7 protein-coding genes are annotated in these 6,460 nt (G+C 67.0%); all 7 read left to right on the top strand.

Annotated elements, in window-relative coordinates; translation table 11 throughout:
- Nucleotides 1–1,131: methyltransferase (locus tag ABZ441_RS32470; RefSeq protein WP_358980817.1), on the top strand; the 1,131-nt coding region annotated here is incomplete at its 5' end.
- Complete coding sequence (locus ABZ441_RS32465; protein WP_358980814.1) at nt 1,128–2,150, top strand: aminoglycoside phosphotransferase family protein; 1,023 nt, start codon at nt 1,128–1,130, stop codon at nt 2,148–2,150. The genes ABZ441_RS32470 and ABZ441_RS32465, both read left to right, overlap by 4 nt.
- Nucleotides 2,147–3,001 carry a T3SS effector HopA1 family protein gene (locus tag ABZ441_RS32460; protein ID WP_358980811.1) on the top strand — a complete coding sequence of 285 codons (855 nt, stop codon included), beginning with the start codon at nt 2,147–2,149 and terminating at the stop codon, nt 2,999–3,001. Before ABZ441_RS32465 ends, ABZ441_RS32460 begins: the two co-directional genes overlap by 4 nt.
- Nucleotides 2,998–3,576 carry a flavoprotein gene (locus ABZ441_RS32455; protein ID WP_358980809.1) on the top strand — a complete coding sequence of 193 codons (579 nt, stop codon included), beginning with the start codon at nt 2,998–3,000 and terminating at the stop codon, nt 3,574–3,576. Before ABZ441_RS32460 ends, ABZ441_RS32455 begins: the two co-directional genes overlap by 4 nt.
- A gap of 20 nt (nt 3,577–3,596) precedes the next feature.
- A complete protein-coding gene (locus ABZ441_RS32450; protein WP_358980807.1) occupies nt 3,597–4,070 on the top strand; it encodes an ester cyclase in 474 nt (157 codons plus the stop codon).
- Nucleotides 4,067–4,501, top strand: a complete 435-nt coding sequence (locus ABZ441_RS32445) for a nuclear transport factor 2 family protein (protein ID WP_358980805.1) — start codon at nt 4,067–4,069, stop codon at nt 4,499–4,501. The genes ABZ441_RS32450 and ABZ441_RS32445 overlap by 4 nt, the downstream gene beginning before the upstream one ends.
- A gap of 135 nt (nt 4,502–4,636) precedes the next feature.
- Nucleotides 4,637–6,346, top strand: a complete 1,710-nt coding sequence (locus ABZ441_RS32440) for an ABC transporter ATP-binding protein (protein WP_358980803.1) — start codon at nt 4,637–4,639, stop codon at nt 6,344–6,346.
- The last annotated feature ends 114 nt before the right edge of the window (nt 6,347–6,460 follow it).

Here is a 6,460-nt window from a genome sequence, read left to right as displayed (position 1 = left end):
GCCGAGTTCGTGGGCGGCGACGTGGGCGACGGCCCCGGCCTGGCCTGCGGCGTGCCCGGGACCGACCGCGGCGGCGGCCATCCACCGAGAAACCGGAAGGGAGCAAACCCCATGTCGGACGAGGAGAGCGGCACCGAACTGCTGGAGATGGCGAGCCTCATCGCCCCCATGACGTTGCGCGTCGCGGCCACACTGAGACTTGCGGACCATGTCGACGCCGGAGCAGTGACCGCCCAGGACCTTGCCCGCCGCACGGGCTGCCAGGAGCGGCCGCTGCGGAAGGTCATGGACCACCTCGTGACGATGGGGGTCATGCGGCGCGAGGAAGAGGGGTACGCGCTCGCGGACTTCGGGCGACCCCTGCTGAGCGAGTATGACGACCTGGGGGTACGGCCCTTTCTCGATCTGGACCACGTATCCGGACGGACGGAGATGGCGTTCACGCATCTTCTGCACACGGTCCGGACGGGGCGGGCGGCGTACGAGGGGGCCCAGGGGAAGAACCTCTGGGAAGACCTCGACGAAGCAGCCGGCGAAGTCGACGGGCTCGAGGAATTCGAGAAGACCACCGCCGCCTATGACGCCGACCTCGTCATCGAGGGGTTCGACTGGTCCGGTGTGCGGAGCGTCGTGGACGTCGGAGGGAACAGCGGGGCGCTGCTGACCGCACTGCTGCAGGCACATACGCATCTGCACGGCACCCTCCTCGACCTTCCCAAGTTCGCCGACATGGGTGCGCGGAAACTGCGACTGGCAGGGCTCGCCGACCGGAGCACCACGGTGGGAGGCAGCTTCTTCGACCCCCTGCCGCGTGGCAAGGACGTCTACCTGATCTCCGCGATTCTTGCCGACTGGGACGACGAACAGGCGCTCGACATTCTGCGTGGCTGTGCCGATGCGGCCGGGCCCGAGGGTGAAGTGCTCCTCGCGGAGGTGCACTTGACTCCGCCCGAGGGTGCGGCAGACCCCGTGGACTCAGGGGTCGCGCTGTGGCTCGAGGCGAACATGGGAAATCCCGACCGCACGGTGGACGAGCTGGTCGTGCTGGGTAAGGCGGCCGGTCTCGAGGTCACGGGAGCGCCGCAGACCACCGGACTGCGGTCTCTGATCGCGTGGAAAGTGCCCCGTTGACCCGGCGGCCGGCCCCCGCGAAGGACAGGTCAGGAGAGGAGGCGGACGAAGGGCACGGGAGCGTACTGGCCGGTCGTGACCACGTGCGGCGAGGTCATGAGCAGGGCATCGACGTCGTGGTGAAGCGTGCCCGGAGCGACGTCGACGAGCGGCGCGGGCTGTACCTCGAAGCCGCACTGCAGTCCGCTGCCGCCGGGTGCTACACCACCGAACGGTCCGGGACCACTGTGCCGGTGGTGCCGCCGGTGGGGTGCACCGCGGAGCGGCTCACTGTGGAGTTCTACGCGTCGGAAGTGCCGCTCGACCAGCTCTTCGGCACTCCGGACGCACTGAACCGTGCCGCTGGTGTCGCGGGGCGGGAGATCGCCTCTCTGCACGGTCAGGAGGTTTCCGGTCCGGGCTGGGCCTGGCTGCCTCCGGCGGCAGGCGAGCATCCTCCGCTGGAACCGATTCCGCTCGCCCTGCTCGGAGAGCTCTCCGAGGGCACACTGGAACTGACCGCCGAGATCCACCGGCAGGACTTCTCCAGGATCCTGGCCGATGTGTACGAGGAGGGGAGTGGCCGGCGGGTCTTCGTACACGGCGATTTCAAGTTCGACAACATTCTTGCCGCCGCTGACGGCACCGCGGTTCGCTTCATCGACTGGGAATGCGCGGGGCTGGGCCTGCCCGAACGCGACCTTGCCTCCCTGGCCGCCTCCTTGCTGACCGAGGCCATGAGGCGTGCGACGGCGGAGAGCGGTGGCGAGGGGGTGCACGAGTCACTGGAACGGCTCGACGCCGAGACGGAGAAGGCGTGGTCAGCGATCGCCGCGCTGCTCCAGAACTACAGAGCGGTGCCGGCGGCTCCTGTTCTGCGGGCGAGTGTCCTTCCGTGCATGACGGCGTACTCACTTCTGTGCCGGGCGCTCTCCTACACGTCGCTGACCTACGAGTTCGACAGGCTCCCGAAGATGGTGGTGAAAGTGGCATCGCGCATGGCACTGCACCCTGGCGCATTCGCGGGACGGTTCTCATGACTGTGCCGGTCATCGCCCGCATTCTTGATGAACCGGGTCTCCTCGACGAGTTGGCGGGGACGGATCCCGAAGTGGTCGGCCGTGAGATCTACCGGCGCTTCCACCTGGCGGCGAGCTTCGACGACGAAGACCGCGACGACGACACCGGTCTGCTGGCCGCCGTGCGCACCGCACTCGGCGGACGGACCCGTGCGTCCGCCGACAGCTGGTCCTATCGGGCTGCTCTCGCGGACGGCAGGCTCATCGTGCGGCGGGCCGACGGGCTCGAAGTGGCAGTCGAATTCGGCGACATCGAGCGTATGGCCGCAGGACGCATCACGCTGAGGCTGCCAAGCCTGGAACCGGGCGTGATGAACGGCTGGATCTGGTTCCACGGCAGTGCTCGTCCGGAGCGCGCCGCCGAGTTGTCGGCCCGTATCTACCTGTGCCTCGACGGAGAGGGGCGGGCAACAAAGTGGGCCGATCTGGTTACAGGGCTCGACGACCGGGCGTACGCGTTCTCATCGAAGATCATTCGCAGGAAGAAGGAGAGAACGAGACCCGACGGTGTGGTCGTGTACTGCCGCACCGAGGAGGTGCCCGGCTTTCTCGAGTGCATCGGAAAACTGATCCCGCCCGGTCAACGCGGCCCGGCGACTGCCGGGTTCGCCGTCCGAGTGGCGCCCGGGGTCAGCGTGAGCGTGCCGCAGGAGGGCGAGGACCGGCACGCGAGTCTGGGCATGGACCGGTCCCGCGACATCGCGCGCAGGCTCGTGGCCGGAGAGTCGGCGGAGAGTGCCGTCATCGAGGTCGCACGTGTGCTGGAGAGGCAGCGCGCCCAGGTCGCCGCCCTGCTGGGGGAGGACGTATGACGCACGAGGAACGCCCGCGTCGCCTCCTGTTCGTCGTCACCGGAGGGATAGCCGCCGCCCACAGCCCTTTGTGGGCCTCTGCTCTGCGTGGTCATTTCCGAGCCGAGGTCCGCATGCTCGTCACCCGGCAGGCGGCGACGATGGTCTCGACGCGAGCGCTCACCGGGTTCACGGGCCGGCCCGTCGCCGGGCCCGACTGGGACCTGGCGCACAGTGACGGGGCACAGCATGTCGCCCTGGCGGTCTGGGCCGACGCGGTGCTGGTCTACCCCGCCACGCTGAACTTCTGCGCCAAACTCGCCGCCGGCATTTCCGACGACCTCGCCTCTTCCGTGGTGATGTCCTCGACCGTGCCGGTGGTGCTGCTGCCCTCCATCCCGACCGGTGCGTTCAACAAACCGGCGACGCGACGCGTTCTGGCGACGCTCCATTCGGACGGCTATCTCGTCGCCGGCACCGAGCGAGCTGTGAGCGTCACGAGCGGAGAGGTCGAAGAGGGCGGTCCTGCCTCACTGGAGACGGCAGTGGAACTGCTGGCGCATCACGGCATGGGGCCGGCAGCGACCAGGACGTAAGCGATCTATGGGGAGAGCAGATGGACACGGAGCGCAATACTCGGCTGATTCATGACTATGCCGACGTGGTGTGGAACAAGGGACAGGTGGACAGGCTCGGCGAGTTCCTTCACGAAGAAGTGCGCATGTACGGGCTCGGGGGTGAGCCGCCGGTGACGGGCCTGGAGAAGCTGAAGCATGAAACCGGGCTGTGGCGCGCCCTGTACAGCGAAGCCTCGATGACCGTGGAGAGGGTCGTCGCCGAGGGCGAGCGGGTCGCGTGGCAATGGCAGCTGGTGGGCACCATCGCCGATGTGCGCATGCTCATGCCGCACGTGCAGCGACTGGCCGATGAGGTCCCGCAGTTCAAACAGATTTCCGTGCACGGCATGTCCATCAGTTCGTTCCGGGACGGCAAGATCATCGAAGAGGTCACGCAGAGCGACATGGCGGAGTTCCTCAAGCAGATCGGCTACCCCGAGCCCCGGACGCCGTACGACGGGAGGCCGGCATGAGCGACGACGCCGAGGGCGTCCGGCACGTTGTCGAGGAGTACGTACGCCGGGTGTGGAACGAGCACGATGCCGCGGCGGTCGCGGACTTCGCCCCCGACATCACCGAGATGGGAGGCAGCGGCGAGCCGGTCAGGCAGGTGGCACGGGAGGAATTGGTCGCGAGGGTCGCCACGGTTCTCTCGCTGATTCCCGATCACCGCCTCGCCGTGGGGAAGGTGGTGACGGACGGCGAACACGTCGTGTGGGAATGGCGGTTGACCGGCACCTTCCACAGCGAACGGGGTTCGCATCCGGTTGACGTCAGTGGCCTCACCTATTGGCAGGTCCGCGGCGGCCTGATCATCAACCGCGGCGGCATCATGGACATGGTGACCTGGGCCTGGCAGATCGGGATCATGGAAAAACGCATACGGCTCCTCATGCCCGTATGACATACTTTTGACAAAACTTGACCTGCGGAAGGGTTCGTAGCCCACGTGTTATCCACTAAAAGTCCGCAAGACGTCGGATGGAGCACGCTCCTCCGATTAGCCCGCCCCCACCGCAAAGCCATTTCCGTCGGGCTTGTGCTCGGGCTGCTCGGCTCTCTCGGCGCCCTTGCGCAGCCGATGGCCGCGAGCATCATCCTGGACACCGTCAGCCGCGGCGAGTCCCTGGTGAAGCCGCTGCTGATTCTCGTCGCACTGGTCGTCGCCGGGGCCGTGATGTCCGGCTGTCAACTGTTCGTTCTCGAAAGAGCCGGGGAACGCGTCGTCCTCGGGCTGCGGCATCGGCTCGTCGCCAGACTCCTGGACCTCAAGGTGCGGGAGTACGACCGCCGCCAACTGGGCGACCTGCTGTCCAAGGCGGGATCCGACACCACGCTGCTGCGGTCCGTCATGACCGCCAACGTCCTTGACGCCCTCCCCGGTGTGGTGACCGTGATCGGGGCGACCGCCCTCATGGTCTACCTGGACTGGGTCCTGTTCCTGGTCGTACTCGGCGTGCTGGTCGTGGTCGGCCTGGGAGTCGTCCCGCTCCTTGCTCGCATCAAGTCGTCCTCCCGTTCCGCGCAGGACCATGTCGGCCAGATGACTTCCGCCCTGGAACGCGCGCTCGGCGCTGTCCGGACCGTGAAGGCGGGCAACATGCAGGCGGCCGAGGCCGGTCGCATCGGAGGCCACGCCGAGCTGGCGTACACGGCCGGAGTGCGCACGGTGAAACTCGACGCACTCGCCGGAGTCGGCACGGCCACGGCCATGCAGATCAGCTTCCTGGCGGTTCTCGGGGTCGGAGGATACCGAGTCGCCACCGGCACACTGCCGGCCGGCGACATGATCGCGTTCCTCCTCTACGTGATGTACCTCGCTTCACCTCTGATGGTGATCACCGCCGCGGTGACGCAACTGCAGAAGGCGTTCGCTGCCGCCGCCCGCATCATCGAGGTGGACTCGATGGAGACGGAGGACCGCGGAACGGGCACGGTGGCCGATACGCCCTCGACAGTCTCCCCGCGTCCTGAGCAGCAGGGCCGGCTGCCGGCGCAGCGGCGCGACAAACCGCCGAGTGTGGAATTCGAGCATGTCGATTTCAGTTACCGCTCCGATGAACCGGTGTTGTCCGGGCTTTCGTTCCGTGTGGAGTCCGGAACGAAGACGGCGATCGTCGGCCCGTCGGGAGTCGGGAAGTCGACTGTGCTGAGTCTCATCGAGCGCTTCTACGAACCGACGGCCGGCCGCGTCCTCATCGACAACGGCGACATCAACAACATTCCACTGAACGAACTCCGCTCCTGGATCGGCTACGTGGAACAGAGCGCCCCGGTGCTGGCCGGGACGCTCCGCGAGAACCTGCTCTACGGCGTGGAACGCGAGGTGTCCGACGACGAACTCGACCAAGTCGTCCGTTCGGTGCGCCTCGATGGTGTGGTGGCCAGGATGCCTGCCCACCTTGACACCTCTGTGGGGGAGCGCGGGTCGCAACTGTCCGGCGGCGAACGCCAGAGAGTCGCTGCTGGCCGACTCCTGTTGCGCCGACCCGCCCTGGTTCTGCTGGACGAAGCCACGTCGCAGCTCGACACCGTGAACGAACGGGCCCTGCACGACGCGATCGACGCCCTGGCGCACAGTTCCACGACGATGGTGATCGCGCACAGGCTCTCCACCGTGATCTCGGCGGACCGGATCATCGTCCTGGCGGACGGGACCGTCAAGGCGATGGGAACACACGCCGAGTTGATGGAACGGGACGAGTTCTACCGGCAGCTCGCCAAGGGCCAGCTTCTCCAGCAGAGGTGAAACGCCTTTCAAGGCGAGCAGAGTCGCTTTCTGAGGCGCTGGGCCGTCTGGCGTCTCAAGTCAGGGGGGGGCAGTGGTTGAAATAAGACTTATGCCAAGGTTCGAGTTTCTCCA

This window comes from Streptomyces sp. NPDC005752, from assembly GCF_040630715.1.
Lineage (GTDB): Bacteria > Actinomycetota > Actinomycetes > Streptomycetales > Streptomycetaceae > Streptomyces.
The sequence above is the reverse complement of the archived record's forward strand: the minus strand, read 5'-3'. Positions and strand labels throughout refer to the sequence as shown.